The organism is Allobosea sp. 47.2.35 (assembly GCF_024655635.1).
In the GTDB taxonomy this organism is placed as follows: Bacteria; Pseudomonadota; Alphaproteobacteria; order Rhizobiales; family Beijerinckiaceae; genus Allobosea.
Genome location: NZ_JANLGI010000005.1, coordinates 200,617 through 227,054 on the forward strand (window position 1 = coordinate 200,617; position 26,438 = coordinate 227,054).

Genomic DNA, 26,438 nt, shown 5'->3' on the forward strand with positions numbered 1-26,438 from the left:
CTCAGTGTCCGCCACCACCGGCATCGCCGCCGCCTGCCGCGGCGACCGTGGCCGAGCCGCCTTCGCTGCCGCCGCCGATCAGCGCGTGCTTGAAATCGGTATGGGCGATCCAGAAATCGCGGCGGGCATTGATCGCGGCGACATTCGAGAGGATGCGGCTGCGGGCATCCGCGATCAGGTCCGTCACGTCGTTGAGCATGCCGCTGTATTGCAGCAGCGACTGCTCCTGGATGATCTTGCGCAAGGGCAGGACGTTGGTCTGGTACTGGCGCGTGATGTCGTAATTCGCGCGGTAGGCGGTATAGGCCTCGCGCGCCTCGGAGCGGATATTGACCGCCCTCTCCGCCAGCTTGTTGGCGGCCTGCATATAGCTCTGCTCGGCGAGCGCGACCTTCGACTGGCCGAAATCATAGATCGGGATGTCGATCTCGAGTTCCACCGTCCGGCTGCGGCTGGATTCGCGCTCGACATGGCCGTGGTCGTTGATGCTGCGGCTGCGGTCATAGGTGCGCCGCCCGAGCAGGTCGATATCGTCCACGAAGCGCGTCGCTTGCGTGAGCCCGAGCGACTTGGCGAGCGTGTCGAGCTCGGCCCGCGCGATCCGAAGATCGACGCGCTTGCGCAAGGCCTCGGCCTCGATCGCCTTGACCGATTGCAGGCGCGGCAAGGGCGGCAGGCTGTCGACCCTGAACTTCAGCTCGTCGCCCCAGAGGCCGAGCTGGCGAACGAGGCGCTCGCGCTCCTGGCGCTGCTGCTGGCGGGCCTGGGCGAGTTGCACGGTGAGCTCCGCCTCGAAGGCGAATTCGCGGGCCTGGTCGATCTCGTTGACGCCGCCGGATTCGCCGAGCCGCTTGAGCAGTTCGGACGCCGCGTCGGCCGAGCCCTTTGCCTCCTGGTAGAAGGCGACCTGCGCATTGGCTGCGACGGCCCGGTAGTACTGGCGGCGGGTATCGGCCGCGAGCCTGAGCACAGCCTCCGCCGTTCGCATCTGCGCGGTCTGGAAGCGGTCGCGCGCGATTTCGGCCCGCGCCGGCAGCGTCGCCAGCGCCAGCAGGCTGCCGACGATCTGACGCTCGATCTCGACCTCGAAGCGGCCTGAGAGCTTGGAGATACCCAGGCGCGGATTCGGCGGCAGGCTCGCCGCGACCATCTGCGCCTCGGCCATGCCGAGTTCGTTGAAGGCGGCCTGCAAACCGCGATTGTTGAGCAACGCGACCTGCACCGCTGAATCCGCCGTCAATGGCTTGCGCAACAGCTGGTCGACGCGCCCCTTCGCGGTGAGCGAGGCCTGATCGCCATCGATCTTGACCACGTCCTTGCCGATATCGGCATAGGTCGCGGTCTGGATCGCGCTCATGCCGCCATCGGCGGAGAAGCCCGCACAGCCGCCGAGCAGCGCAGCGGCGCCGGCCAGCAGGGCCCAGCGCAGCAGGCGCCGGGCTTTCGGAACAGGGGAGGAGGACAAGGCCAGTCCTTGAACGGTGGTGCGCACCGGCGCGGCGGCAGGATGGTTCGGCAGCGTCATGATGTCGGCCCGACCCGGCGATTGAGCTCACGCCAATCCTTGGGATCGGCCGGGCGATAGGTGGCGGCGCCCGCCGTCACGCTGCCATAGGTGATGGCGGGAACACGGGCATTGGGATCGGCCGGCCGGGCCAGATGGTCTGGAATGGCGGAGACCGTGCAAGCGCCCAGCGCCAGACCGATCGCCCCCAGGAACGGCAGCTTCACCAAGCTCACGACTCAAGGCTCCCCTGTTGCGGTGAGGCAGGGGTAGCAACGCCGCTTCCTCGGCGTCCGTTACAAATTGTTTCAAACCGGGGCGGGCAACGGCGCTGCGGGCGCGCTATGGTCGGGACAGATAGGAAAGGAGAGCGTGCGCTCGAACGGCATGGCGATGTCAGGAAATATGAGCAGCGAGACGGATCAGGCCCCTGTCGCGCCGATCACCGACGATCACGGCCATATCCTGGTGGTGGACGACGATCCGCAGATCAGGCTGCTCGTCGCGCGCTTCCTCCAGCGCCATGGCTATCAGGTGACTGGCGCCCCGGATGGCCGCGCCATGATGGAGACGCTCGCGCATAGCGCCGTCGACCTGATCGTCCTCGACCTGATGCTGCCCGGACGCTCCGGCGTCGAGCTGTGCCGCGATGTGCGCGCGACCTCGCAGGTCCCGATCGTGATGCTGACTGCGCGAAACGAGGAGAGCGACCGCATCACCGGCCTCGAGGGCGGGGCGGACGACTATGTCACCAAGCCGTTCAGCCCGCGCGAATTGCTCGCCCGCATCCGCGCGGTGCTGCGCCGCGGGCGGGCGCCGCGGAACTCCGTCCTGACGCAGCCGAGCGGGATCGTGACCTTCGACGGCTGGCGCATGGACCTGCGCCGCCGCGAATTGCAATCGCCGGTGGGCACGTTGATCGACCTCTCGACTGGCGAGTTCGACCTGCTCGTCGCCTTCGTCGAGCATGCCAACCGCGTGCTGTCGCGCGAGGCGCTGATGCAATTCGCCAAGGCACGGATGAGCGACGATCCCTTCGACCGGACGATCGATGTCCAGATCAGCCGCCTGCGCCGCAAGCTCGAAGCCGATGCCGGCGGCAGCCAACTGATCAAGACCGTTCGCGGCGCAGGCTACATGTTCGCCTCCACGATCGGGCGCGAAGAGGGACAATCCGCTTGACGAGCCTGCTCCGACGCTGCTGGCCCGACACGGTGGCAAGCCGCGCGATCCTGATCCTGGTCGCGGCGCTGCTCGCCTTTCACGTGCTCGGCTACTGGGCTTTCCGTGTCAGCGTGGAGAGCTTCGCCTCGGCCGGGCGCGACGGCAGCCTGGCCGAGCGCATCGTCTCGATCAAGCGCGCCATCGCCAGCCTGCCCGATGCCGCCGAGCGCGACCGGGTCGCGCATGATCTGTCGAGCGCGAGCCTCGAAGTGCACTGGAGCAAGGTCAGCCTCGTGCTCGGCAGCGCGCCTGCGACCGAGCGGACGCGTGCCCTCGAAGCGCGGCTGAAAGAACAGGCTCCTGATCTCGCAGCCACCCCCTTCCGCATCGGGCAGGCCGATGATGGGGCGCTTCCGGCCGGCACCGCCAATGCGGACCGGCACATCATGCTGGTCTCGATCCAACTCGACGATGGCAGCTGGGTCAATTTCTCGTCCTCGGCGCTTGGCGCTGCGCAGCATCTCGACTGGAACCTGACCGCGATCATGATCTGCTTCGCCGTCGGGATCGTCGTGGTCGCGTTGCTGCTGCTGCGCTGGGCGACCCGGCCGCTGCGCGATCTCGCGCTGGCCGCCGAGCGCTTCAGCCTGGATCAGGTGCCGCAGCCCCTGCCGGAAGACGGCCCGGCCGAGGTGCGCCGCGCGGCGCGGGCCTTCAACACCATGCGCGAGCGCATCCAGCGCCTCGTCAGCGAGCGGATGCAGGCGATGGCGGCCGTGTCGCACGACCTGCGTACGCCGATCACCCGGCTCCGCTTGCGCTCCGAATTGCTCGACGACGATGCGACGCGGCGCCTGATCGATGCCGATCTCGGCGAGATGGAGGAGATGATCGACTCGACGCTGGAATATCTGCGCGGCGGGGCCTCCAGCGAGGCGGCCAGGCCGGCCGATCTCGCCTCCATCATCGAGACGATCGTCGACGAGCATCTCGACCAAGGCCATCGGGTCAGCCTGTCGGGTCTCAATACGGCTCCGATCCTTGGGCAGGTACTGCCGTTAAAGCGGGCCTTTTCCAATCTCATCGGCAACGCGCTCAAATACGGCGGCACGGCCAGCGTCGGTATCACTGAAGCTGGCGGCCGCTTCGTTGTCACGGTCGAGGATGAGGGACCGGGCATCCCCCCAGCCGACATGGAGCGGGCCTTCCTGCCGTTCGTGCGGCTGGAGGAATCGCGCGGCCGCGAGACCGGCGGCTCAGGCCTCGGCCTGACGATCGCGCAGGCCGTCGCCCGCTCGCATGAAGGCGCAATCGCGCTGGAAAACCGCGCCTCTGGCGGCCTGTGCGTCACCGTTTCCGTGCCGCGGCTAGACCGCCCTGCGGAGAGCCATGCCATCCGCGCCGAGCCGCTGACCCGTGGCGGGAACGCCTAACGGGCTCCGGAAGCAGACTTCATCACGCGGCGGCGACCGCGACGAAGCGATGGCGGTAATCGCCCGGTGACAACCCGACGAGGCGGTGGAAGAGCTTGCGGAAGGCAGCGACATCCTCGTAGCCGACGGCCCAGGAGATCTGCTCGATCGGGCGCCGGGTGAACTCCAGCAGCTCCCGCGCCTTGCCGACGCGCAGGTGCTGGGCATATTCGATCGGCTTCAGCCCGGTCGCCGCCTTGAAGCGGCGCTGGAAGGTGCGCTCTTCCATGGCGATGACCTTCGCCATGTCGCCGACGCTGATCGCCTTGGCCTCACGCGCTTGCAGCCAATGCTGCACCTTCAGGATCGCCTCGTCGCCATGGGTCAGGCGCGGGGCGAAGCGGGAATAGTGGCGCTGCTCGCGCCCGGCGGAATCGATCAGCATGAAGCTGCCGGTCTCGGCCATCACGGTCGAGCCCAGCAACCGGTCCACGAGCCGAAGGCCGAGATCGGTCCAAGCCATCAATCCGCCGGCCGTGATGATGTCGCCGTCCTCGATCACCATCTTGTCGGTGTCGAGCCGGACATCGGGAAAGCGTTCACGGAAGGCGTCCGCGAAAAGCCAGTGCGTCGTCGCCGGGCGCCCGGACAGCAGGCCCGTCGCCGCCAGCGCGAAGACCCCGCCGCAATTGGCCGCGAGCGTCGTCCCCTGGGCATGCCGGTCGAGCAGCCAGCGCGCATAGGGCGTCGCCTCCTCGATCTCCATCGGGCCGGTGAGCCGGCCGGGCACGACCAGCACGGCGGGCTCCATCGGCCGGTCGAGATCGGGATGGCTGTCGAAGACCCGGCCGAGGCGGCCATCCTCACCCGGTCGCCAATGGCTGACGCGCAGCCCCGGCCCGCCGCGCTTGGCGGAGAAATGCCCGGCGATATCGAGAAGGTCGGTCATGCCGTGAACCATGGCGGTCTGGCAGCCCGGATAGAGCACGAGCCCGATCTCGGCCTTCGGTGGCGCTGGAATGGCTGCGACCATGGCTCGTCTCCACGATTGTCGGTTTTGGCCCGGTGAATGTCGGTTCCGCCAATCCCGATCATTCCTCACCCGGCGTAATCCTTCAACCACGGGGCGCGGACGTCCCGGCGAGTTTCCTCAAGGCATTGAAAGGATGACGACAATGACCACGATCACCACCAGGGACGGCACCCGCATCTTCTACAAGGACTGGGGCCCGAAGGACGGGCAGCCGATCGTCTTCTCGCATGGCTGGCCGCTGACGGCGGATGCCTGGGACGCGCAGATGGTCTTCTTCGCCAATCAGGGCTTCCGCACCATCGCCCATGACCGGCGCAGCCATGGCCGTTCCAACCAGGTCTGGGCCAACAACACCATGGACCAGTATGCCGACGACCTCGCCGAGCTGATCGAGCAGCTCGACCTGAAGGACGCGATCCTGGTCGGCCATTCGACCGGCGGCGGCGAAGTCACCCGCTATATCGGCCGCCACGGCACGGGCCGGGTCGCCAAGATCGGTCTGATCGGCGCGGTTCCGCCGCTGATGCTCAAGACCGAGGCCAATCCGGGCGGCCTGCCGCTCGACGTCTTCGACGGCATCCGCAAGGGCACCTACGACAACCGCTCGCAGTTCTTCCTCGACCTGACCATCCCGTTCTACGGCTACAACCGGCCGGGCGCCGTGATCTCGGAAGGCATCCGCCAGAGCTTCTGGCAGCAGGGCATGATGGGCGGACTCAAGGGCCAGCTCGACTCGATCCGCGCCTTCTCGGAGAGCGACTTCAACGCCGACCTGAAGCGCTTCGACAAGCCGACGCTGGTGCTGCATGGCGACGACGACCAGATCGTGCCGATCGGCGCTGCGGCGCTCTCGACGGTGAAGATCGTCAAGCACGCCGTCCTCAAGGTCTACGAGGGCGCCGATCACGGCCTGACCCAGACCCATCAGGACCGCTTCAACGCCGACCTGCTGGCCTTCATCAAGGGCTGACCGCCCGCCGGCCGGACTGATCCGGCCACCTCACACTCATCGCGAACCCGACAACGGACGGCATCCATGGCGTCCGCTCGCCCCCTCACGTCCCGGAGAACCCCAATGACCAAGCAGACCCTCCTCGTGACCGGCGCCTCCAATGGCATCGGCGCCGTCTATGCCGATCGCCTCGCCAGGCGCGGCCATGATCTCGTCCTCGTCGCCCGCAGCGCCGACAAGCTCCAGGCGCTGGCCGAGCGCCTGCGCCAAGAAACCGGCGTCGCGGTCGAGGTCCTCGCCGCCGATCTCGGCAAGTCCGGCGATCTCGCGAAGGTCGAAGCCAGGCTGCGCGAGGACGCCGCGATCACCGGCCTCGTCAACAATGCTGGCATCGCCGGCGAAGGTCCGATCCTGACTGCGGACCCCGCCATTATCGACAGCATGATCGCGCTGAACGTCTCCGCCGTGACCCGGCTTGCCGCCGCGATCGCCCCGCGCCTCGCCGCCCGCGGCGCCGGCACCATCGTCAACATCACCTCGGTGACGGCGCTGATGCCCGAGGCCTTCACCGCCGTCTACCCGGCGACAAAGGCCTTCGTGCTTGCCTTCAGCGAAGCCTTGCAGGCCGAACTCGGGCCGAGGGGCGTGCATGTCCAGGCCGTGCTGCCCGGCATCACCCGCACGGCGATCTGGGAGGAGGAGCGCCTCGCCCAGATCCCCGCCGAAATGGTGATGTCGGTCGATGACATGGTCGACGCCGCTCTCGCCGGTCTCGATCTCCGCGAACGGATCACCATCCCCTCGCTACCCGATACCGCCGATCTCGACCGCTTCCTCGCCGCCCGCGGCGCGCTGCGCCCGAACCTCTCCCTTCGCAAGCCCGCCCCGCGCTACCGCGCCTGAAGCAGCGACCAGACCAAGGACAACGATCATGATCCCCGGACTTTCCATCGAAACCCTGCTGACCGTCCATGTCGCGGTCAGCCTGATCGGCATCGCCACGGGGCTCGTGGCTATGCCCGCGCTTGCCGCCAGCCGCTGGCTCGTAGGCTGGCAGGCCGTCTTCCTGATCACGACGGCGCTGACCAGCGTGACCGGCTTCCTGTTCCCGTTCAGCGGCGTGACCCCGGCCTTCCTCTTCGGCGTGATCTCCATGGTGGCGCTCGCCGTCACCGCCGCGACCTGGCCGTTCCGGACGCAGCGCGCCGCCGGCATCGCCTATGCCGTCACTGCTACGCTCGCGCTCTATCTCAATCTCTTCGTGCTGATCGTGCAGTCCTTCCAGAAGGTTACGGCCCTGCAGCCGCTGGCGCCGACGCAGAGCGAGCCGCCCTTCGTGATCGCCCAGGCCATCCTGCTGGTCGCGGCGCTTGCTGTCGGCACCCTCGCGGTGCGCGCAACGCGCCGCCGGGAGCCTAACGCCGCCGCCTGAGGTGATTGGTATACACCAGAACGCTTCCCACTGCCTCTACAACCAGAACTACCGTAGTTACCGGCGGCTCCACTCCCGCCCGACATGTCCTTGACAGCCCGGATCAACTCAAGTGGTATACACCAATTCCCGCAATCGGGTGGCTGCCGGCGAGGGCTTCCGGCAGCGTAGGGCGCAGCCTCCGGAGACCGTCATGAGCGAGATCGTCAAAGTCAAATCCGGCAGCAAATACGAGACCCTGAACAGCTATTCGCGGATCGTCGTCGCCGGCGACATGATCTTCGTCTCGAACACCGCCGGCCGGAACTACAAGACCCGCGCCATCGCAGCGGACGCCAAGGGCCAAGCCGAGCAGGCCTTCAGCAACATCGAGGGAGCGCTGGCTGCCGTCGGCGCCTCGCTGAAGGATGTCGTCGCGGTCAAGGTCTTCGTGCCTGATATCGCCGACATGGACGAGGTCAACGAGGTCGTCGGTGCCAAGTTCAGGGGCATCGACCCGGCCAACACCACGACCTGCACGCCGCTCGGCCAGCCCGAGCTCAAGGTCGAGTTCGAGATCACCGCCTATAAGCGGCGCAACCCGGACCAGCCCGAGCAGCGCATCAGCGTCGACCTCTCCTGAAATCGGGCACCGCCATGCCGGACGCCGTCATCGTCGGGGGTGGGATCAGCGGGGTTTCGGCCGCCTATGAGATCGCGCGAGCCGGCCATTCCGTGACGCTGCTCGAAGCCCGCAGCCTCGCGGCGATGGCATCGAGCTGGACGCTCGGCGGCGTGCGCCAATCCGGGCGCGACCCGGCCGAACTTCCGCTGGCGCAAGCCGCAGTCGAACGCTGGGGCGGGCTCGATGAGGAACTCGGCGCGCCCACCGGCTATCGCCGCCATGGCAACCTGCGGCTGGCGCGAACCGAGGCGGAAGTCGCTGTCATCCGAGAACTGGTCGCGCAACAGAGCAAGCTCGGCCTGACCATCGAATACCTGCCGGACAATGCAGCGGTGCGAGACAGGGCCCCAGCGATCGGCTCCGGCATCCTCGCCGCTTCCTTCTGTCCGGGCGACGGGCACGCCGATCCGGTCCCGACTGTCCGCGCCTATGCCAAGGCTGCCCGTCGGCACGGCGCCGTCATCCGCGAAGGCGTCCCGGTTCGCGCCCTGACCCGTTCGGGCGACCGGATCACCGGCATCGAGACGCAAACCGGCGAAACAATCGCTGCCGACCGCGTCATCGTGGCGACCGGCATCCACACACCCGAGCTATTGACCCCGCTCGGGCTCGACCTGCCTCTCTCCGTCAAGCTGGTCTGTGTGATGCAGAGCGTGCCGCTGCCGCCCTTGCTCGCGCCGGTCTTCGGCGTCGCCAATGCCGATTGCGCCGGGCGGCAGGAGATCGACGGGCGCTTGCGCGTCACCACCGGCATCGGCGACTGGCCGCATGATCCGGCGAGTTGGACCACAGCCTCGCTCGCCCCGCGCAGCCGTGACATTGCGGCATTGATCGCCCGCACCACGCAGGTGCTGCCGGCGCTGGCCGAGGCTGGCATCGGCCGGCTCTGGGGCGGATTGATCGATCTCACGCCGGACGCCCTGCCCGCGATCGATGCCGATACCGGAATCGACGGGCTGGTTGTTGCCGCCGGCTTCTCCGGGCACGGCTTCGGCATCAGCCCCGTCACCGGCGAAATCCTGGCCGATCTCGCGCTGAAGCGCCGGCCCCGCTTCGATCTCTCGCCGTTCCGGCTGAGCCGCTTCACCGAGAGCAGGCGGCAGGCCGCCGAACTTACCCTGCACGGATAGGACATCGCCTCGCCATGCTGCCCCCCGATGGACGCGTCATCCTGATCTCCGGTGCCAATCGCGGCATCGGTCGCGCCGTCGCCGAAGTGCTGCAGGCGCAGGGCTACAGCCTGAGCCTCGGCGGGCGCGACCTGAACTCCCTGAAGACGATGAGCGCCGACTGGGAGCCGTCGCGCCTCCACATCGCCCGCTATGACGCGGCCGACTGGGCGAGCCATCGCGAATGGGTCGATGCGGCCGCCGCCCGCTTCGGCCGGATCGACGGGCTCGTCAACAATGCCGGCATGCACAGCGCCATGACCCTGCGCGCGCCTGACGAAGCCGCGCTCGACGCGATCTGGGCTGCGAACTGCAAGGGCCCGCTCAACCTGATCCATTGCGCGCTGCCATATCTGGAAGCCTGCGGCGCCGGGCGCATCGTCAATGTCGCCTCGCTCTCCGGCAAGCGCGTGCGCAACGACCAGGTCGCCTACAACATGACCAAGCACGCGATGATCGCGCTGAACCATGCGGCGCGGCGCATCGCCTGGGACAAGGGCGTGCGTGCGACCGCGCTTTGCCCCTCCTTCGTGCGCACCGACATGACGGCTTCAAGCGCGGCGCTGCCACCGGAAGCTATGACCCAGCCGGCCGATCTCGCCGCGCTGGTTGCCACCGTTCTGGCCCTGCCCAACAATGCCACCGTCGCGGAATTGCTGGTCAATTGCAGGCTGGAGGACACGCTCTGACGAAGGCGCCGGGAGAGCGCCGCTACCCGATCTCGATCATCACGCTCAACGACAAAAGCAGGGGAAGAGCCATGAAGAGACCCGTTTCGATCCTCGCCGCCCTGGTGGCCGGCGCCCTGATGGCCGGGCCGGCCCTCGCGCAGAAGACCGTGCTCACCGTCGGCATGCAGAGTTCGGATGCCGGCGTGCTCGACCCGCATCTGAACTCCGGCACGCCCGGCAAGGCGATGCTGCAATGGATGTTCAACGGGCTGGTGCGCATCAAGCCGGGCGAGCTCTCGCCGGAATTCATGGAGCCTGATCTCGCCGAGAGCTGGACCTCTTCCGCCGACGGCAAGGAATGGACCTTCAAGCTGCGCCAGGGCGTGCAGTGCCATCACGGCTATGGCGAGTTCACCGCCGAGGACGCGGTCTATTCGCTGAAGCGCGCCGCGACCAAGGAAAGCTCGGCCTTCTCGTCGGACTATGCCGCGGTCGATGCGATCGAGGCGCCCGACAAATACAGCGTCAAGATCACGTTGAAACAGGCGATCCCGAGCCTGCTCGGCATCGTCATGAACTACCATGGCGGCAACATGGTCTGTAAGAAGGCAGCCGAGGAATTGGGCAAGGACGGCTTCGCCAAGAAGCCGGTCGGCACCGGCCCGTTCATGTTCCAGGAATATGTGCCGCAGCAATACGCCAAGCTCGTCGCCAACCCGAATTATTTCCGCGGCAAGCCGAAGCTGACCGAAATCCTCTACCGCTTCATCCCCTCGGATTCCTCACGCGACCTCGCCTTCCAGTCCGGCGAGCTCGACATGATGCTCGGCCGCCAGGAGCAGGCCTGGGTCGACCGCATGACGGCACTGGCTGGCGTCAAGGTCGTCGCGATGGGTCCGGCCGAGATGTCGGTGCTGCACCTCAACACCAGCCAGCCGCCGCTCGACAACATCAAGGTCCGGCAGGCCTTCGCCCACGCCATCGACCGCAATGCGATCTGGCAGTTCCGCGGCAAGAACATCTCGCGCCCGGCTGTCTCGGTCGTGCCCTCGGGCTATCTCGGCACGGATGAGAAGGCCCCGCTCCTGCCCTTCGACCTTGCCAAGTCGAAGGCGCTGCTGGCGGAAGCCGGCTTCCCCAACGGCGTCACCATCAAGGCGATCAACACCACCCTGCCCTCGATGCTGAGCTTCACCGAAGCGACGCAGGCGCTGCTGAAGCGCGCCGGCATCACGCTGGAGATCCAGCCGGTGGAGCACGCGACCTTCCACCAGCAGATCCGGCAGGACCTCTCACAGGTCGTGCATTTCCAGGCGGCGCGCTTCCCGGTGGCGGATGTCTATCTCTCGCAGTTCTTCCACTCGCGGGCGATCGTAAAGACGCCGACGGCGGTGACCAACTTCTCGCATTGCAAGGTGGCGGACGCCGAGATCGATGCCGCCCGCTCCGAGACCGACAAGGCCAAGCAGCTCGCCCTCTGGAAGACCGCGCAGGAGAAGATCATCAAGGAAGTCTGCGCCGTGCCGGTCAACGAGATGATGCAGCTCTGGGCCTACAAGGACAGCCTCGATCTCGGCTACGAGCTCAAGGCCTCGCTCAATCTCGGCCCTCCGGTGCTGGAGACGACGCGCTTCACCAAGTGAGCAGACACTCTAAGCGGCGTCATCCCGGACAAGCGGCGCCAGCCGCGCCGATCCGGGATGACGGCGTGAGGTGAAAATGGCTTCGGCGCAGCGACCAGCCGCTGCGGTTACCTCCTCAAACAGGGCGGCATCATGAGCGCCTTCCTCGTCAAACGGCTCGGCTTCGCCATCGTCACGCTCTGGGCCGTGCTCTCGCTGGTCTTCGTGGTGGTGCGGATCGTGCCCGGCGACCCCGCTCAGGTGATCCTGGGCGATCAGGCCGATGCCGCGGCCATCGCCGCGATGCGCACGCGGCTCGGCCTCGATGCCTCGATGAGCGAGCAGTATTTCAGCTTCCTCGGCGGCGCCGTGCGCGGCGACTGGGGCGTCTCGCTCGTCACGGGCCGGCCAGTGATCCAGGAGGTCCTCGCCGTGCTGCCCTGGACGATCGAGCTGACCATCGTCTCGCTGGCGATCGGCATCGTCATCGGCGTGCCGCTCGGCGTCTGGGCCGCGGTCAACCGCAACCGCATGCCGGACTACGTCACCCGTATCGCCTCGCTGCTCGGCCTCTCCTTCCCGCCCTTCGTCTCGGCGATCATCCTGCTGATCGTCTTCGCGATCATGCTGCGCTGGTTCCCGGTCATCAGCGCCGGCACCGGCTCGGCCTCGGCCTGGTTCCAGTCGATGGCGCTGCCAGCGCTCAATCTCGGGCTGATCATGGCGGCCTACATCACCCGCGTCGCCCGCTCGGCCATGCTGGAGGTGATGCAGGAGGATTATGTCCGCAGCGCCCGCGCCAAGGGCGTGCCCTGGCGCGTCGTGATCTGGCGTCACGCCCTGCGCAACGCGCTGATCCCGATCATCACCATCGTGGGCCTGTATCTGGGCATCCTGATCGGCAACTCGGTGCTGACCGAGATCGTCTTCAACCGGCCGGGCCTCGGCAAGCTCATCGTCGGCGCGCTGAACCAGCGCGACTACACCATGCTGCAGGGCATGATGGTGATCTACACGCTGATCGTCGTGCTCGTGAACATCGCGACCGACATCACCTACGCCCTCGTCGATCCAAGAGTGAAACTGTCATGATGGTGAAGCTGTCATGAGCACCTCCGTCCATGATGCCTCCCCCGTCGCCCCGCCGCGCCTGCGCTGGCTGAAGGCGACGATCGGGGCCTTCAACGCCAACAAGACCTCCTGGGTCGGGCTCGCCATCGTCGTCGCGGTGATCCTCGCGGCGGTGCTGGCGCCGGTCATCGCGCCGCATGATCCGCTGGAGCAGAACATCCTGTCGCGGCTCCAGCCGCCGCATGAGAACTATTATCTCGGCACCGACTATTTCGGCCGCGACATCCTCTCGCGGCTGCTCTACGGCGCCCGCATCTCGCTGGTGATCGGCATCGCCTCGACCGTCATCGCCATGGTCGTGGGCTCGCTGATCGGTTTGCTCGCCGGCTATTATGGCGGGCGCTTCGACATCGTCGTGATGCAGGCGATGGACATCCTCCTCGCCTTCCCCTCGCTGATCCTCGGCCTGATCCTCGTCGCCATGCTCGGCCCTTCGATGGAGAACATCACCATCGCGATCGCGCTGACCTCGATCCCCTCCTTCGCCCGCATCGCCCGCGCCCCGACGATCACGGTCAAGGAACGCGACTATATCGGCGCCGGCCGCGCGCTGGCCTTCTCCGACGCGCGCATCATGGCCGGCCACATCCTGCCCAACATCTTCCCGGAAATCCTGGTGATGGCCTCGCTCTGGCTCGCCAACGCCATCCGCACCGAGGCCTCGCTCGCCTTCATCGGGCTCGGCGTCAAGCCGCCGATCGCGACCTGGGGCGGCATGATCCGCGAGGGTTTCGAGAACATCCTCGACAGCTACTGGCTGGTGCTGGCGCCGTCGCTCGCGATCCTCGTCGTCGTCTTCGCGCTCAACGTCCTCGGCGACGGGCTGCGCGACGCCATCGACCCCAAGCTGAAGGGCGAGCGATGAGCGGCCCCGTCCTTTCCGTCGAGAACCTCCAGACCGCCTTCCGCGTCGGTGGCCAATGGCGCTGGGCCGTCGAGGACCTGAGCTTCGATGTCGCGCCCGGCGAGACGGTCGCCATCGTCGGCGAATCCGGCTCGGGCAAGAGCGTGACCGCGCTCTCGGTGATGCGATTGGTTTCGGCCGCGAACGGCCGCATCCAGGGCCGGATCGCGCTGGAGGGCCGCGACCTGCTCGCGCTGAGCGAGGAGGAGATGCGCAAGGTCCGCGGCAACGATGTCGCGATGATCTTCCAGGAGCCGATGACAAGCCTGAACCCGGTGCTCACCGTCGGCTTCCAGATCGCGGAGGCTCTGCGCTACCATCGTGGGCTCGATGCCGGCGCGGCCAAGGCCGAGGCCCTGCGCATGCTCGACAAGGTCCGCATCCCCTCGGCGAAGACGCGCTTCGACAATTACCCGCACCAGCTCTCCGGCGGCATGCGCCAGCGCGTGATGATCGCGACCGCGCTGGCCTGCAAGCCCAAGCTCCTGATCGCAGACGAGCCGACCACGGCGCTCGACGTGACGATCCAGGCGCAGATCCTCGAGCTGATCAAGACGCTGCAGGACGAGGAGCGCATGTCCGTGCTCTTCATCACCCACGACATGGGTGTGGTCGCCGAGATCGCCGACCGCGTCGTGGTGATGTGGAAGGGCCGGAAGCTGGAGGATGCGCCGGCCTCACAGGTCTTCAATACGCCTGTACACGGCTACACCAAGGCGCTGCTCGCGGCCGTGCCCAAGCTCGGCGACATGAGCGGCCATGCCCGGCCGTTGCGCTTCCCGCGCATTGATCCCGAGGACGGCAAGGTCGAGGGCAAGCCGGCCGAGCAGCCCGACACAGTGCAGGCGGCCGAGCCGCCCTTGCTCGAAGTCGCCGGACTGACAACGCGCTTCGGCATCCGCGGCGGCGTGTTCGGTCGACTGCGCGGGCAGGTCCATGCCGTCGAGGATGTCTCCTTCAGCCTGCGGCGCGGCGAAACGCTGGCGCTGGTCGGCGAATCCGGCTGCGGCAAATCGACGACGGGGCGCTCGATCCTGCGGCTCGTCGAGCCCTCCTTCGGCACGGTGCGCTTCGGCGGGCGCGACGTGACCGGCCTCGGCAAGAGCGACCTGCGCGATGTGCGCCGCGACATGCAGATGATCTTCCAGGACCCGTTCGCCAGCCTCAACCCACGCAAGAGCGTAGGCAGCGCGCTGGCCGAGCCGATCCTCGTCCACGGGCTCGCCAAGGGTACGGAGGCGCAGGACCGCGTCGCGGAGCTGCTGCGCAAGGTCGGGCTCGCCCCCGAGATGCATGTGCGCTTCCCGCATGAATTCTCCGGCGGCCAGCGCCAGCGCATCGCGATCGCCCGCGCGCTCGCGCTTTCGCCCAAGCTCGTCGTTGCGGACGAGGCCGTCTCGGCGCTCGACGTCTCCGTGAAGGCGCAGGTTTTGAACCTGATGCTCGACCTGCAGGCCGAGCTCGGCCTCGCCTATCTCTTCATCTCGCACGACATGGCGGTGGTCGAGCGCGTCAGCCATCGCGTCGCCGTGATGTATCTCGGCGAGATCGTCGAGATCGGCCCGCGCGAGGCGGTCTTCTCAGACCCGCGCCATCCCTATACGCGCAAGCTGCTCGCAGCGGTCCCGGTTCCCGATCCCGGCCGCCGGGCGCTCCGGCGCGAGCTTGCCGTCGACGAATTGCCGAGCCCGATCCGCAAGCTCGACTGGCAGGCCCCGCCGACGGCTCTGGTGGAAGTCAGTCCCGGCCATTTCATCCGCCAGGCGACGGAGACCGGCGGGGCGTAGGTAGGATCGGAGCGCTGCAGGACAGCGCTCCGACGGGTTCAATCCGCGACGGAGACGTCCGGCGCGACCGACCCGATATTGTAGCCTTCGAGCTGTGCGGCCGTCGCATCGGCGGAGGCGAAGTTCAGGATCGTCGCCGTACCCGGCGTCACCGGGATCACCCGCGACGGCGGCAGGCCGACGAATTCATGGCAGGCGGCGCGGATGACACCGCCATGGACGACCGCCAGCAGGTCGCCTTGCGCCTTGTGCAGCCAGTCCCGGATTCCGGCCGCGACCCGGGCGCGAAAATCGCCCCAGCTCTCGCCCTTGTCCGGCGTGAACGTGCCGGCCCGCCAGGCGTGGTAGCGTTCCGGCTGCTCGGCGATCAGGTCGCGCTTCCGGCGGCCGGTCCATTCGCCCATGTCGAGCTCGCGCAGGCGGGCATCGGACGGCGCATCCGGATAGCCGATGAGGCCGACCGTCTGGCGGGTGCGGCCGAGATCGGAGGAGACCACATGCGCCGGCAGCAGCGCCCTGACATAGGGCACGAATTCGCGCGCCTGCCGGATGCCGCGCTCGGAGAGCTCGGAATTGTCGTGCCCCTGCAGCCGCTGCTCGACATTCCACAGCGTCTCGCCATGGCGCATCAGGATAAGTCTCATGGATTGATCCTTTCGCCTTCCATCGTGAAGGCGGCATCGGGTGTGCTGGAGAACGACAGGCCGACCTCGTCGCCCGGTGTCGCGGTGAAGAAGCCCTCGGCCATGCCGGTGAGGCGCAGGTCGCCAACCATGACCGTGACCATCGACTGGCCCGCGATTGGCGCAGCCTCGGCGAAGCGCCCGACGAGCTGGTGCCCGTCACCGATCCGCCCGACGGCGATATCCTGCGCCCGGTAGAGCAGTTGCACCCGCTCGTGCCCCGCGGCGAAGGCAGCCGGGGCCAGCGCCACATTCGCGAAGGCGAACCGGTCCTGCACGCGGGTGACGGGCAGGAGATTGGCCGGCGGCGTGCCGAGGAACGAGGCGACGAAGGTGGTCGTCGGCCGGCGCAGAAGGTCGATCGGCGCGCCGAACTGCTCGACCCTGCCATGGTTGAGGACGGCGACATGGCTGGCCATGGTCATGGCCTCGACCTGGTCATGCGTGACATAGACGGATGTCGCGCCCGTCGCCCGGTGGATGCGCATCAATTCGCTGCGCATCTCGATGCGCAGCTTGGCGTCGAGGTTGGACAGGGGCTCGTCGAACAGCAGGATGCTCGGCTTCGGCGCGATGGTGCGCGCGATCGCGACGCGCTGCTGCTGGCCGCCCGAGATCTCGGCCGGGTAGCGGTCGCGCAGGGCCGAGATGCCGAGGAGCGCGAGCACCTCGTCGACGCGGGCGTTCCGGTCGGCCTTGGACCAGCGCGCGACCTTGAGCGGCCAGGCGATGTTGCCGGCCACCGTCATATGCGGCCACAGCGCATAGGACTGGAAGACCAGCCCGGCATCGCGTGCGCCGGCATCGGCGATGACGCCGCCCGTCCCGCTCGACACCGTACGGCCGACGAAGGCGATCTCGCCCGCGCTCGGCTCCTCCAGCCCGGCGAGCATGCGCAGCAGCGTGGACTTGCCGCAGCCGGAGGGGCCGACCAGGACCAGGAAGGCTCCGCGCGGCACGGAGATGTTCACGTCCTTGACGGCGGCGACGTCGCCGAAGCGCTTCACCAACTGGCTGATGCGAATGGCGTCCTGCGCCGGGGCGGTCGATGCGGGCGCCATCACTGCTTCCACTTCTGCACACGGGTCTGGATGAGATGCGCCGCCAGCGAGGCCGCCAGGCAGATCACCAGGATCACCAGCGTGATCGCGTTGGCGAACTGCATGAAGCCCTCGGACGCATAGCGGTAGGCGACCATGCTGAGCACCGGCGAGGTCGCGGTGAACAGCAGCACGACGAGCGACAGGTCCCGCACCATCTTGACGAAGACCAGGATCGCGCCGGCAAGCAGGCCGCGGATCGTCAGCGGGAAGATGATGAAGACAAGGCGGGTTAACAGCCCCGCCCCGGTCAGGCGGGCGCTCTCCTCGATATCGTTGGAGATCTGGCCGAGGACCGAGCGGCCCGACTGAACCGCATAGGGCAGGTTATGCGCCGTCGCCGCCAGCACCAGCAGGGCGAAGGTGCCATAGAGCGACGGCAGCGGCCCGATTGGGGCGCCGAACAGCGCGATATAGGCCGCGGCGAAGGCAATGCTGGGAACGAGCAGCGGCAGGAAGGCGAGCTGGCTGAGCACCGCCGCGAGCCAGGTCCCCTTGTTGCGGACGATCGTATAGGCCAGCGCCAGCCCGAGCAGCATGGTCGTGAGCGCCACCGTCAGGCCGAGCTTGAGCGTGTTCCACAAGGCCCCGACGATCATCGGGTTGCGGAACAGGCCGGCCTGACCCTGGGCGAGCGCGCCACCGCCCTCCCCGACCCAGAAATGCAGCGTCCAGTTCGAGAACAGCGCCCCGCCCTGCGGCGCGAGGCTCGACGCCGCCAGCACCAGCACCGGCAGGACCGAGGTCGCGAGCCCGATCACGAGCGCGATGGCGAAGAGCGGCCAGCGCCAGGCCCCGAGCGGAAAGCGCTTGATGCGCCCACCCTTGCCGGTGACAGTGGTGAAGGCCTTGCGGCCAGCGACGAGCCGATCGCTGAAGAACAGCAGCGCGGCTGAGACCGCGATCAGGAGCAGCGCCAGCACGAAGCCGCGCTCGGTCTCGCCAGTCTCGATCATCCCGAACAGCCGGGTGGAGAGCGTCTGCATCCTGACCGGCAGGCCGAGCAGGGCCGGCGCCGCGAAATTCGCCACCGCCCCGGCGAAGGTCAGCGAGGCCGCGGCGATCAGGGCGGGCGTCACCACCGGCAGGACGATGCCGAAGAAGATGCGCCCGCGCCTTGCCCCGGCAACCTGCCCGGCCTCGATCAGATCGGCACCGACCGAGCTGAGCGCGGCGGCGATGATCGTGTAGGCGAGCGAGAAATAATGCGCGATCAGGACGATCATGGTCGGCGCCAGCCCCCAGGCCAGCCAGTCCGGCACGTCGAAGCCGTTCGCCTGGAAGAAGCCGGGCGAGCCGCCAAGCCGCTCGTTGCGGAACAGGGTGCCCCAGGCCAGCGCACCGGCGAAGCTCGGGATCATGAACGGCAGGGTGGAGAGCGTCGCGACGAGGCCGCGTCCCGGCAGGTCGGTCAGCGTCACCAGCCAGGCGAGGAAGCCGCCGACGAGCAGGCAGCCGGCCGCCACGCCGAGACCGAGCAGCATCGTGGTGAGTAGCGGGCGCCACCAGAGATTGGCCGAAAGCGGGCTGGCGAGGACGGTCGTCCAGGCCTGGAGCCCGTCCGGCGTCAGCGTCGCCAGCAGGATCTTGACCAGCGGCGCCGCGACCAGAAGCGCGATCACCACGGAGAGGACGAGCGGCAGGACGCGGTTGGCGCGCAGCAGCGGCGCGCGCCCGGACACAAGCGCGAGTGAGGTCATGGCAGCGTTTCCCGGAGCGAGGCCGGCCTCTCCCGCGAGAGGGCCGGCTCGCGGCGTCGGCGTTACTGGAGCGAGATGATGAGGTCGTTGATGCGCTTCCGCGCCGCGGCCGTCCGCGCCGGGTCGATGCGCCACGCCTTCAGCTTGTCGAGCGGGACGGAATCCGGATCGTCAGCGATCGTCTTGCGCGTGGCATAGTCGCCGGGAACGTTGAACGGCTCGAAAGCCGGGCCGCCGGTCGGCGAATTGTCCCCGAACATGAAGTCGACCAGCAGGCGGGCAGCGGCCGGGTGCGGCGCCTTGCTCGCGATCGTCAGCACGGCCGGGAACAGGATGCCGTTGGCCGGCTCGACATTGTTCGCCACCTGCAGCGCCCAGCCTTCCTTCTTGTTGTCGCGCCGGTCGGAATAGGTGCTGAAGCCGACGGGCGGGTTCTTGCTGTTCTTGTCGCCGACGGCCTTGTTCACGAGGTCGCTGTTGGCGACCAGGATCAGATCGTTCTTGAACAGGGCGCGGATGAACTGCTCGCCGGCCCCCTTCAAATCCTTGTCAATGGCGATATCCTTGCCGAACTGGGCCTTGTAGGCCGCCGCCATCTCGTCCGGATGCAGGGCGATCTCGGTCATCAGGTCGAGCAATTCGCCGCGCTGCGCCGGATCGACCATCAGCACCTTGCCGCGCCATTGCGGGGTGGTGAGCTGCCAGAGATTGGTGACCGGCGAGCCGTTCGGATGCGCGGCCTCGTTATACATCAGCACCTTGGTCGAGAGCCGGTGCACGAGCAACGGCGCCTTGTACGCGGCGTCGATCTCGCCCGCCACCCGCGGCGGCAGGTAGTTCTGGACCCGCCCCGCCTTGAGCAGCTTGTCGTAGACCACCGGCGTATCCGCCAGATAGAGCACGTCCACGGCATTCACGCCCGCCTGCTGCTCGGCCTCCAGCCGCGCGATCTGCTTGACCGAGCTCATGTCGAGACCGATCAGGTCGATGCCCGGATAAGCGGCCTCGAACGCCTTCTCGATGCGGGCGATCCGGCTCGACAGCGAGAAGATCGTCACGCTGCCTTCCTTGACCGCCTGGGCGACAAGCTGCTCGCGCGTCATCGTGTCGAGATTCTGCGCGATCGCGCCGCCTGCCGCCAGCAGCATCGCCGGCAACAGCAGAGACCGCGCCAGTTTCGATAGGATCTGCATCCGTCCCTCCCATTTTATCGTTATGTCATTCGAATTCTGAGAACAGGTCCGCGAGCTTCTCGAGCCGGCCCATGATCGGATCCTGATGTCGTCCCGCGATCGTCATCAGGATGGCGTTGACGATCGCGAAGGGAATGGTGGGCGTCTGGAACTCGCTGCCGGAACGCCCGCGCGGGGCCGCCAGCAGGAGTTGCGCCTCCGGCTTCATCATCGGCCCGGCGAGGTCCGAGATGAGCAGCGTCGCGGCGCCCACCTGCGCGGCATGGCGCATCAGCGGCTCGTAGCTCGCAGGCTGCTTGCGGAAGGCCAGCGTCAGGACGACATCGTCGGCCTTGAGGCTGACCACGCGCTCCGCGATGTCGCGCCCGCGCCCGGACAAGGCGATCGCCGTCATGCCGAACCGGTCGAGGCGCCGTTGCAGGAAGCTCGCGACGGAGCGCGCATGGCCCTGCGCGAAGATGAAGACGCGCCCGGCCGCGAAAATCATGTCTGCCGCCTGGTCGATATCGGCCTGCGAGATGCAATGGCTGAGCTCGTTGAGCGCGGCGATCTCGGCGCCGATCAGGTCGGTGAGGAAATGTCCGTCCTCGACCTTGGCGACCGAGCGGCGCATGCGGTTGGCCGCGTCCTGCCCTTCCAAAACCTCGCGCTGGAGCTGGTTGCGCAGCTCCGGATAGCCCTTGTAGCCGAGCTTCTGCGCCAGCCGCGTCGCCGTCGCCTCATGGACCTGCGCCCGTTCAGCCAGCTGGATTCCGTTGAGATAGGCGGCTTCTGCCCGGTTCTCGAGCAGGGTGGTGACAAGCCGGCGATCGGCATCGGTCAGCTTGTCGGAATGCGACTTGATCCGCTCGAGGATGCTCATGGCTTTCCTGCAAAATCATTTGCATAGGAAAGCTAGATCACAAAATCCCCTGCCGTCAATGATAATTGTACCGAGACGTATCCCTGCAAAAAACATTGCAGAGAATAGGAGTACATACGGCTCCGCGCACCGCTGGCGAGAGCCATCGCATCTGGCGAATGGAGGCCGGAAAGAGTAGCGCGGGGACTAGCCCGTCAGCACCGCAGACTGGCGAGCCGCCCGATCCCCGCGGCCCTGACCGGGCCCTCGGAGGGGACATCGAACAGGGTATCGCGCAGCAATCGCCAGCTATCCTCGTCCGGCGCGCAGAGGATGCCGCCGCTATGCGTCGTCGCATTGTAAGGCGAGCCATCGAAACGCGCCGCGAATCCGCCGGCCTCGCGATGGATCAGCCAGCCTGCGGCATGGTCCCATGGCATGATCTTGCCCTGCAGCAGGAAATGATAATGCCCGCCCGCGATCATCCGGTATTCGTGCGCGCCGCAGCGATAGCTCGGCGCCGCCCGTACCTTGGCGAGATTGGTCAGCAGGGTGGTCTTGACCGGCTCGGCCAGCTGGTTCCAGGCGACGCAGCCGACCATGTCGTGCAAGGGCGCTGCCTGCGCCACGCGGAGATCGTTTCGCCGGCCGTCGGCCGTCTCGATCCAGGCGCCCTCCCCCCGCAAGCCGATGGCGACGTCGTTGCCGATCGGATCGAGAATGAACCCGGCGATCACCTCGCCCCGGTGGGCAACCCCGATGATGACGCCGAAGAGCGGCAGCCCGGCCGAGAAATTCTTGGTTCCGTCGATCGGATCGACGATGAACGCCAGCTCGGCCTCCGCCAGACGGTCGAGCAGCGCCGGATTGGCGGCGGTGGCCTCCTCACCGATCACCGCCGCGCCGGGAAAGCGCGCGCGCAGCATGGCCGTGATCGCGGTTTCGGCCGCCTCGTCGGCATCCGTCACGATGTCATGGATCGAGGTCTTGAACCGGATGGCGCCGGGCGACAGGTTGCGCCAGCTGGGCAAGATCTCGGTCCGTGCGACTTCGCGCATGATCTCGACGACGGAAAGGGCGTCGCCGCTGGAGAATTTCATCGGAATTGTCCCGCTCTTGAGCCACCGCTGCCCATCGGTTGATTAGCCCCCGGCCGCATGCCTGAGGTCCCGCGGCGCTGCCGGCCCGGACCTGCGGCACAAGCGCTGCTCCCGGTCGAAGACCAGGATGTGCTCGGGATTGAAGGCGACATGGACCTCACCCTGTCCGAAATCCCGCGCGAATTTCGGGATCAGGGCGGTGATGGGGTGCCCCATGACGGTCAGCGAGACGATCGTCTGCGCCCCCGTCGGCTGCACGATATCCACGGCGGCCGGGACCGAGCCGGGAACGGCCTTCGCGTGAACCTCGACATGCTCGGGCCGGATCGCGAATGTCACCGGGCCTTCGATGTCATGGCCTTCGCCGAGCGGCACGCTGAAACCTGCGAACACAGCCCGGCGACCCTGCGCATCATCGGCGATGTGGCCGGCGAGGATGTTGATCTTCGGGTCGCCGATGAACTCGGCGACGAAGAGGTTGGCCGGCTCGTGATATAGCTCGTGCGGCGTGCCCTGCTGCGCGATCACGCCGTCCTTCATCACGACGATCACGTCCGACATGGTCAGGGCCTCGACCTGATCATGGGTGACATAGATCGTCGTGGCGCCGAGATGGGCGTGCAGCCGCTTCAGCTCCTTGCGCATCTCGGTGCGCAGCTTGGCATCGAGGTTCGACAGCGGCTCGTCCATCAGGAGGATCGCATTGCGTGCCGCGATCAGCCTTGCGACCGCGACACGTTGCTGCTGCCCGCCCGAAAGCTCGGAGGGGTAGCGATCTTCCAGTCCCCTCAGCTGCACCTTGTCGAGGGCGTCCTCGAGCCTGTTTCGCACCTCGGCCGCCGGCATGCGGGCCTCGGTCAGCGCGAGCGTGATGTTGCGGGCGACCTTCATGTGCGGCCACAGGGCGTAGCTCTGGAAGATGAAACCGAGTCCGCGCTTCTCAGGCGAGATGAAGACGCCCTCGGCGCTGGAATAGACCCGCCGCCCGCCCAGCGAAAGCGAGCCGGTCGAAGCCTGCTCCAGCCCGGCGATGATGCGCAGGGTCGTGGTCTTGCCGCAGCCCGAGGGCCCCAGCAATGTCACGAAGCTGCCTTTCGCGACATCGAGGTCGAGACCCGGGATGGCCAGGTGCTTTCCGTAGGTCTTGGTGACGGACCTCAGTTGAATCTCGGTCATCGAGACCTCCCAGAATGAGCCGGGCCCATCTCAGTTCGCGCGCGAGAGCCAGAAATCGTTCAGCTTGGCGATGTTGTCGCGCACGAATTCCGGCGAAGCCTGCCACTTGGCCGCAGCCGGCCAGCGCTCGCCGTTCGGCGGCATCGGCATGTCCTTGCGCGGCGAGAACGAGCCGATCCGGAAGAAGGGCGCCATGCCTTGCAGCAGCTTGCCCGTCTCGCCGGTGCGGAACGGCGGCGTCAGCTTCGAATCCTTGTTGAGATCCTTCGATCCCATCATGAAGGCGATGAACAGCTTGGCCGCGTTCGGGTGCGGGGCCTGCCCGCCGATGGCGATGAAGTTCGGGTAGGTGACGATGCCCGACGGCACGAGGTCATAGGCGGCGACATTGACGTAGCCGTCCGTCTCGTTGCGCGGCAGATAGGCCATCGGCGCCAGCGTGATCGGCGGGTTCTTCTGGCCAGCCTTGCCCGAGGCCTCGGCAAGCTTGCCGCTGTTCGCCTGGATCACGACGTCGTTGGCGAGGATGCGATGCAGGAACTCGTATCCGGCATTCTCGACGCCCTTGGAAAGCTCGAGCTTCTTGCCGGCATAGGCCTCGTAGGCCTTGCTCAGCTCGTCGGAGCGCTCGATGAAGGCGGCCAGGGCCGTCGCCGTCGTGGCCGACCCGACCGGCGCCTTCATGATGAAGCGCCGCTTCCATTTGGGCTCGGTGAGCTCCCAGATGTTCTTGATCGGCGGCTCCGTGTTGGCAGCGCCGTTATAGGTGATCGCGAAGGCCTCGATGTTCTGCGTGAGCAAAGGCTCGCGATGCTTTTCGTCGATCCGGTCCTTCAGATAGCCCGGAACGTAGTTGACGATGTTCCGGTCCGGCAACAGCTCGTAGACCATCTGCTGCGTGCCGCCTGAATAGACGACGTCGACGGCATGAATGCCGGCCTGATGCTCGCTGAGCACCTTTTCGATGGTTTTCTCGGAGCCGAGCGGGAACACCTGCACCTTGATCTCGGGATAGGCCTTGGCGAAGTCCTCGCCGGCGGCCGTCATCGTCGTCGCCGACGAATAGACCGTCAGCGCGCCCTCCTTCTTCGCAGCCGCGATGATCTCGTCCCAGTTGTCCTCGCCCTGATGGACGCCGAGCTTGGCCGCCTTCAGCCAAGCCTCGAATTTCGGCGAGTTCTGCGCCCAGGCCCCGGTGGCCGCGGCGGATGCCAGGCCGATCCCCAGCAGCAATGTCAGGTGCTTTGCTTTCAAACGCATGCCGGTTCTCCCCTTTTTCGGCGTTGAGTATCTGGTTTGGCGCGGGCTCAGATCACGTCGATCCTAGCCCTGCGCGCGATCGCGCGGGCGATGAAGTTGATCGCGATGACGAGCACCACGAGCAAGGTGGAGGCGACGCCGACCAGCTGATCGAGGCCGCCGATCTGGTAGTTGTAGATCGCGCCGGCAAGCACGTTGGTCGACGGCGTGACCAGAAGGATGATCAGCGAGAGCTCGCGCATGACGCTGACGAAGGCGAGCAGCATGCCGGAGAACAGCCCGCTGGCCATGATCGGGATGACGATGTGCATCATTCGCTTGCTCCAGCCGATGCCCTGCACCTGCGCCGCCTCCTCCAGCGACCGGTCAAGCTGGAGCAGGGTCGAGATGCTGGTGCGCGTGATGATCGGCAGCATCTTCACCGTGCAGATCAGCACAAGCAGGGCGAAGGTGCCGTACAGCGCCGGCAGCGGGCCGATCGGCCGGGCGAACAGGCCGATATAGATCGCGCCGAAGGCCATGGCCGGGAAGATGTAGGGCATGAAGGCGATCGTCTCGAGCGCCCGCGAGCCGAATGTTCCGCGTGTGCGGACCACGACATAGCTGATCAGGGCGCCGAAGAACCCGGCGCCGAGCGCCGTCATGAACGACAATCGCAGGCTGTTCCAGGTCGATGCGAGGATGTCGGCGTTGTCGACGAGCGACGGCTGGTTGATCGCCATGCCCTCGGAATTGCCGCCGATCCAGTAATAGAGCGTGAGGTTCGTCAGGTCGTAATTGCCGGCCTGCTTGATCAGCGACTGCAGCACGAGCAGGCCGAGCGGGAAGACGACCGCAGCCAGGAGCAGAAGCCCGATCAGGATCAGGGCCGGCCACCGCCACGCGCCGAGCGGCGTGGTGCGGGTTCGGAAGCCCTTGCCCGTCAGGGTGACGAAGCTCTTGCGGACGCCGATCAGCCGCTGGTTGATATAGATGAACAGGCCGGCGAGCAGCACGAGGACAAGGGCGAGCAGAAAGCCGTCGCCGATATTGCGCATCCCGATCGCGGCGTAGATCTGCGTAGGCAGGACATAGAAGCGCACCGGCATCCCGAGAACCGCCGGCGTGCCGAACGACCCCACGACGCGAATGAAGGTCATGACCACGGCCGAACCGATCGCAGGCAGAAGCAGCGGCATCGTGATCATCATCAGCTGCTTGCGCCGGGACAGGCCGGCCATGGCGCCGGCTTCCTCCAGCTGGCTGTCGACATTGGCGATCGACGTCGAAACCGTGAGATAGGCATAGACGTAATAGTGCAGCGACAGGCAGATCACGATCGGGACGGCGCCATAGGACAACCAGTCCGGCGGCTGGACGCCCGTCAGATAGGCGAACACGCCCGGCGAGCCGCCGATACGCTCGTTCTTGAAGAAGATCAGCCAGCCCAGCGCCATCACCCAGGACGGAAGCATGTAGGGGATCATCACGAGGCTGTGCAGCACACCGCGGAACGGGATATCGGTCCGCACCACCAGCCACGCCATCGTGCCGCCAAGCGCCAGGCAGACGACCGTCGCCGCGAACGCCGTGATCAGCGAGTTCAGGAACGGCTTGAAGAACAGCGCCATGGACAACGGGCTGTTGAACACGCGCTCATAGTGGAAGAACGTGAAGTCGCCGACCTTCGCGCCGCGCAGATAGGTCCGGTCATAGGGCTGGACGACCAGCGTCTCCCGGATCAGCTCGACAAGCGGCACGACGATCAGGGCAGCCAACGCCAGCGTCAGCGCAAAGCCCAGCCATCTCTCCACGGAAACCCGGGAAAGCCAGAAGCGCAGAGCAGTTGCCGCCGCCATCGTCCGGCCTGCGCCGCCCTGCGCCATCACTTGGCGATCGAGCATGCTCCCCCCGTCCCCTGTGTAACCGCGACCGATTGTTCCCCCGGCCGTCAGCCGGGA

The 26,438-nt window shown here is 67.0% G+C and carries 24 protein-coding genes; 12 read left to right on the top strand and 12 right to left on the bottom strand.

Features of this window, described 5'->3' with window-relative positions; all coding sequences use genetic code 11:
- Position 1: 1 nt before the first annotated feature.
- Together NUV79_RS09220 and NUV79_RS09225 are read right to left on the bottom strand one after the other, a co-directional pair.
- Positions 2–1,525: a TolC family protein gene (locus tag NUV79_RS09220; protein WP_257732780.1), complete on the bottom strand. Its 1,524-nt coding sequence runs from the start codon at positions 1,523–1,525 to the stop codon at positions 2–4.
- Positions 1,522–1,740, bottom strand: coding sequence for a hypothetical protein (locus NUV79_RS09225; protein WP_257732781.1), 219 nt, complete (start codon positions 1,738–1,740; stop codon positions 1,522–1,524). Before NUV79_RS09225 ends, NUV79_RS09220 begins: the two co-directional genes overlap by 4 nt.
- 169 nt (positions 1,741–1,909) lie before the next feature.
- Here NUV79_RS09225 and NUV79_RS09230 point away from each other — a divergent pair, with 169 nt between their 5' ends.
- Positions 1,910–2,686 carry a response regulator gene (locus NUV79_RS09230; RefSeq protein ID WP_257732782.1) on the top strand — a complete coding sequence of 259 codons (777 nt, stop codon included), beginning with the start codon at positions 1,910–1,912 and terminating at the stop codon, positions 2,684–2,686.
- Entirely contained in the window at positions 2,683–4,101 is a 1,419-nt protein-coding gene (locus NUV79_RS09235; RefSeq protein WP_257732783.1) for an ATP-binding protein, read from the top strand. Before NUV79_RS09230 ends, NUV79_RS09235 begins: the two co-directional genes overlap by 4 nt.
- Positions 4,102–4,123: 22 nt before the next feature.
- On the opposite strand, the gene NUV79_RS09240 is transcribed toward NUV79_RS09235, so the two are convergent.
- Positions 4,124–5,113 carry a GlxA family transcriptional regulator gene (locus NUV79_RS09240; protein WP_257732784.1) on the bottom strand — a complete coding sequence of 330 codons (990 nt, stop codon included), beginning with the start codon at positions 5,111–5,113 and terminating at the stop codon, positions 4,124–4,126.
- A gap of 142 nt (positions 5,114–5,255) precedes the next feature.
- On the opposite strand from NUV79_RS09240, the gene NUV79_RS09245 reads away from it, so the two are divergent.
- The 10 genes from NUV79_RS09245 to NUV79_RS09290 all read left to right on the top strand — a co-directional run bounded on the left by NUV79_RS09245 (position 5,256) and on the right by NUV79_RS09290 (position 15,445).
- A complete protein-coding gene (locus NUV79_RS09245; protein WP_257732785.1) occupies positions 5,256–6,083 on the top strand; it encodes an alpha/beta fold hydrolase in 828 nt (275 codons plus the stop codon).
- Between the two features lie 105 nt (positions 6,084–6,188).
- On the top strand, positions 6,189–6,968 hold the full coding sequence (locus NUV79_RS09250) for an SDR family NAD(P)-dependent oxidoreductase (RefSeq protein WP_257732786.1): 780 nt from the start codon (positions 6,189–6,191) through the stop codon (positions 6,966–6,968).
- A gap of 28 nt (positions 6,969–6,996) precedes the next feature.
- On the top strand, positions 6,997–7,497 hold the full coding sequence (locus NUV79_RS09255; RefSeq protein WP_257732787.1) for a hypothetical protein: 501 nt from the start codon (positions 6,997–6,999) through the stop codon (positions 7,495–7,497).
- Between the two features lie 193 nt (positions 7,498–7,690).
- Positions 7,691–8,119, top strand: coding sequence for a RidA family protein (locus NUV79_RS09260; protein WP_257732788.1), 429 nt, complete (start codon positions 7,691–7,693; stop codon positions 8,117–8,119).
- Positions 8,120–8,133: 14 nt separating this feature from the next.
- Entirely contained in the window at positions 8,134–9,291 is a 1,158-nt protein-coding gene (locus NUV79_RS09265; protein ID WP_257732789.1) for an NAD(P)/FAD-dependent oxidoreductase, read from the top strand.
- Between the two features lie 14 nt (positions 9,292–9,305).
- A complete protein-coding gene (locus tag NUV79_RS09270) occupies positions 9,306–10,019 on the top strand; it encodes an SDR family NAD(P)-dependent oxidoreductase (RefSeq protein WP_257732790.1) in 714 nt (237 codons plus the stop codon).
- 71 nt (positions 10,020–10,090) lie between these two features.
- Positions 10,091–11,644, top strand: coding sequence for an ABC transporter substrate-binding protein (locus NUV79_RS09275; RefSeq protein WP_257732791.1), 1,554 nt, complete (start codon positions 10,091–10,093; stop codon positions 11,642–11,644).
- 132 nt (positions 11,645–11,776) lie between these two features.
- A complete protein-coding gene (locus NUV79_RS09280; protein WP_257732792.1) occupies positions 11,777–12,715 on the top strand; it encodes an ABC transporter permease in 939 nt (312 codons plus the stop codon).
- Between the two features lie 13 nt (positions 12,716–12,728).
- Entirely contained in the window at positions 12,729–13,619 is an 891-nt protein-coding gene (locus tag NUV79_RS09285; protein WP_257732793.1) for an ABC transporter permease, read from the top strand.
- On the top strand, positions 13,616–15,445 hold the full coding sequence (locus NUV79_RS09290; RefSeq protein WP_257732794.1) for an ABC transporter ATP-binding protein: 1,830 nt from the start codon (positions 13,616–13,618) through the stop codon (positions 15,443–15,445). Before NUV79_RS09285 ends, NUV79_RS09290 begins: the two co-directional genes overlap by 4 nt.
- Positions 15,446–15,483: 38 nt before the next feature.
- On the opposite strand, the gene NUV79_RS09295 is transcribed toward NUV79_RS09290, so the two are convergent.
- From NUV79_RS09295 to NUV79_RS09335, 9 genes are all read right to left on the bottom strand, one after another.
- Complete coding sequence (locus NUV79_RS09295; RefSeq protein ID WP_257732795.1) at positions 15,484–16,089, bottom strand: histidine phosphatase family protein; 606 nt, start codon at positions 16,087–16,089, stop codon at positions 15,484–15,486.
- Positions 16,086–17,189 (bottom strand): ABC transporter ATP-binding protein, encoded by a 1,104-nt coding sequence (locus NUV79_RS09300; protein ID WP_257732796.1) that lies wholly within the window; start codon positions 17,187–17,189, stop codon positions 16,086–16,088. The genes NUV79_RS09295 and NUV79_RS09300 overlap by 4 nt, the downstream gene beginning before the upstream one ends.
- Complete coding sequence (locus NUV79_RS09305; RefSeq protein ID WP_257732797.1) at positions 17,189–18,928, bottom strand: ABC transporter permease; 1,740 nt, start codon at positions 18,926–18,928, stop codon at positions 17,189–17,191. Before NUV79_RS09305 ends, NUV79_RS09300 begins: the two co-directional genes overlap by 1 nt.
- Before the next feature lie 62 nt (positions 18,929–18,990).
- Positions 18,991–20,103: an ABC transporter substrate-binding protein gene (locus NUV79_RS09310; RefSeq protein WP_257732825.1), complete on the bottom strand. Its 1,113-nt coding sequence runs from the start codon at positions 20,101–20,103 to the stop codon at positions 18,991–18,993.
- Positions 20,104–20,146: 43 nt separating this feature from the next.
- A complete protein-coding gene (locus NUV79_RS09315) occupies positions 20,147–20,983 on the bottom strand; it encodes a MurR/RpiR family transcriptional regulator (RefSeq protein ID WP_257732798.1) in 837 nt (278 codons plus the stop codon).
- Positions 20,984–21,177: 194 nt separating this feature from the next.
- Positions 21,178–22,062, bottom strand: coding sequence for an inositol monophosphatase family protein (locus NUV79_RS09320; protein ID WP_257732799.1), 885 nt, complete (start codon positions 22,060–22,062; stop codon positions 21,178–21,180).
- Between the two features lie 42 nt (positions 22,063–22,104).
- The gene (locus NUV79_RS09325) at positions 22,105–23,238 is read right to left on the bottom strand and encodes an ABC transporter ATP-binding protein (RefSeq protein WP_257732800.1); all 1,134 of its coding nucleotides are present in this window, start codon (positions 23,236–23,238) and stop codon (positions 22,105–22,107) included.
- A 30-nt stretch (positions 23,239–23,268) separates the two neighbouring features.
- On the bottom strand, positions 23,269–24,498 hold the full coding sequence (locus NUV79_RS09330) for an ABC transporter substrate-binding protein (RefSeq protein ID WP_257732801.1): 1,230 nt from the start codon (positions 24,496–24,498) through the stop codon (positions 23,269–23,271).
- A gap of 47 nt (positions 24,499–24,545) precedes the next feature.
- The gene (locus tag NUV79_RS09335) at positions 24,546–26,381 is read right to left on the bottom strand and encodes an ABC transporter permease (RefSeq protein WP_257732802.1); all 1,836 of its coding nucleotides are present in this window, start codon (positions 26,379–26,381) and stop codon (positions 24,546–24,548) included.
- Between the last annotated feature and the right edge of the window lie 57 nt (positions 26,382–26,438).

What these genes read in the sequence shown, in the direction of transcription:
- NUV79_RS09285 (WP_257732793.1), top strand. Translation starts at nt 12,729, where the DNA reads ATGAGCACCTCCGTCCATGATGCCTCCCCCGTCGCCCCGCCGCGCCTG.
- NUV79_RS09320 (WP_257732799.1), bottom strand. Translation starts at nt 22,062, where the DNA reads ATGAAATTCTCCAGCGGCGACGCCCTTTCCGTCGTCGAGATCATGCGC.
- NUV79_RS09250 (WP_257732786.1), top strand. Translation starts at nt 6,189, where the DNA reads ATGACCAAGCAGACCCTCCTCGTGACCGGCGCCTCCAATGGCATCGGC.
- NUV79_RS09275 (WP_257732791.1), top strand. Translation starts at nt 10,091, where the DNA reads ATGAAGAGACCCGTTTCGATCCTCGCCGCCCTGGTGGCCGGCGCCCTG.
- NUV79_RS09260 (WP_257732788.1), top strand. Translation starts at nt 7,691, where the DNA reads ATGAGCGAGATCGTCAAAGTCAAATCCGGCAGCAAATACGAGACCCTG.
- NUV79_RS09255 (WP_257732787.1), top strand. Translation starts at nt 6,997, where the DNA reads ATGATCCCCGGACTTTCCATCGAAACCCTGCTGACCGTCCATGTCGCG.
- NUV79_RS09220 (WP_257732780.1), bottom strand. Translation starts at nt 1,525, where the DNA reads ATGACGCTGCCGAACCATCCTGCCGCCGCGCCGGTGCGCACCACCGTT.
- NUV79_RS09265 (WP_257732789.1), top strand. Translation starts at nt 8,134, where the DNA reads ATGCCGGACGCCGTCATCGTCGGGGGTGGGATCAGCGGGGTTTCGGCC.
- NUV79_RS09245 (WP_257732785.1), top strand. Translation starts at nt 5,256, where the DNA reads ATGACCACGATCACCACCAGGGACGGCACCCGCATCTTCTACAAGGAC.
- NUV79_RS09330 (WP_257732801.1), bottom strand. Translation starts at nt 24,498, where the DNA reads ATGCGTTTGAAAGCAAAGCACCTGACATTGCTGCTGGGGATCGGCCTG.
- NUV79_RS09325 (WP_257732800.1), bottom strand. Translation starts at nt 23,238, where the DNA reads ATGACCGAGATTCAACTGAGGTCCGTCACCAAGACCTACGGAAAGCAC.
- NUV79_RS09270 (WP_257732790.1), top strand. Translation starts at nt 9,306, where the DNA reads ATGCTGCCCCCCGATGGACGCGTCATCCTGATCTCCGGTGCCAATCGC.
- NUV79_RS09335 (WP_257732802.1), bottom strand. Translation starts at nt 26,381, where the DNA reads ATGCTCGATCGCCAAGTGATGGCGCAGGGCGGCGCAGGCCGGACGATG.
- NUV79_RS09305 (WP_257732797.1), bottom strand. Translation starts at nt 18,928, where the DNA reads ATGACCTCACTCGCGCTTGTGTCCGGGCGCGCGCCGCTGCTGCGCGCC.
- NUV79_RS09290 (WP_257732794.1), top strand. Translation starts at nt 13,616, where the DNA reads ATGAGCGGCCCCGTCCTTTCCGTCGAGAACCTCCAGACCGCCTTCCGC.
- NUV79_RS09230 (WP_257732782.1), top strand. Translation starts at nt 1,910, where the DNA reads ATGAGCAGCGAGACGGATCAGGCCCCTGTCGCGCCGATCACCGACGAT.
- NUV79_RS09315 (WP_257732798.1), bottom strand. Translation starts at nt 20,983, where the DNA reads ATGAGCATCCTCGAGCGGATCAAGTCGCATTCCGACAAGCTGACCGAT.
- NUV79_RS09300 (WP_257732796.1), bottom strand. Translation starts at nt 17,189, where the DNA reads ATGGCGCCCGCATCGACCGCCCCGGCGCAGGACGCCATTCGCATCAGC.
- NUV79_RS09240 (WP_257732784.1), bottom strand. Translation starts at nt 5,113, where the DNA reads ATGGTCGCAGCCATTCCAGCGCCACCGAAGGCCGAGATCGGGCTCGTG.
- NUV79_RS09295 (WP_257732795.1), bottom strand. Translation starts at nt 16,089, where the DNA reads ATGAGACTTATCCTGATGCGCCATGGCGAGACGCTGTGGAATGTCGAG.
- NUV79_RS09280 (WP_257732792.1), top strand. Translation starts at nt 11,777, where the DNA reads ATGAGCGCCTTCCTCGTCAAACGGCTCGGCTTCGCCATCGTCACGCTC.